This is a genomic window from Mesorhizobium sp. WSM4829 (assembly GCF_055811475.1).
The window spans coordinates 1-565 of record NZ_JBVVQJ010000143.1 but is presented as its reverse complement, the minus strand read 5'-3'; the positions used below and the strand labels follow the sequence as shown (position 1 = coordinate 565).

At 62.3% G+C, this 565-nt stretch carries 1 protein-coding gene; it reads left to right on the top strand.

Annotated features, from left to right (window positions below; translation table 11 throughout):
* Positions 1–44: 44 nt before the first annotated feature.
* The coding region (locus AC0L17_RS34585; RefSeq protein WP_473519006.1) for an efflux RND transporter permease subunit at positions 45–565 on the top strand (521 nt) is incomplete at its 3' end.

The window sequence follows — 565 nt, the reverse complement described above, 5'->3', positions numbered from 1 at the left end:
ATCCAGAAGCTCTTGGGCGAAGCGACGGCCGGGACGCAGTAATCATGGATATCGTCAAACTCGCAATCAGCAATGCCCGGCTGACCATTTCGGTCCTGGTGTTCCTCATCCTTGCCGGTGCGGTCGCCTATCAGTCGACACCGAAGGAAGCCGAACCCGACGTTGCGATTACGATGATGTATGTCGGCCTGGTCTATCAGGGCATCTCGCCCGAGGATTCGGAACGCCTCCTGCTGCGGCCGATGGAAGCCAAGCTGAAAAGTCTCAAAGGTCTCAAGGAGATGCGTTCGGCCGCCTTCCAGGGCGGCGGCTATGTGATGGTCCAATTCCAGCCGCAGACGGATCTGGCGACGGCGTTGCAGGACACGCGCAGCAAGGTCCAGGATGGCAAGGCCGACCTGCCGCAGGCAGCCGAGGAGCCTGTGGTCTCCGAGGTCAACGTCTCCGAGTTCCCCGTCCTTGTCGTGACGCTGTCGGGCGAGGTGCCTGAGCGCGTTCTGACGACGGCTGCGCGCGAGTTGCGCGACCGCATCGAGGAAGTGCCTGGCGTGCTGGAAGGCTCGCT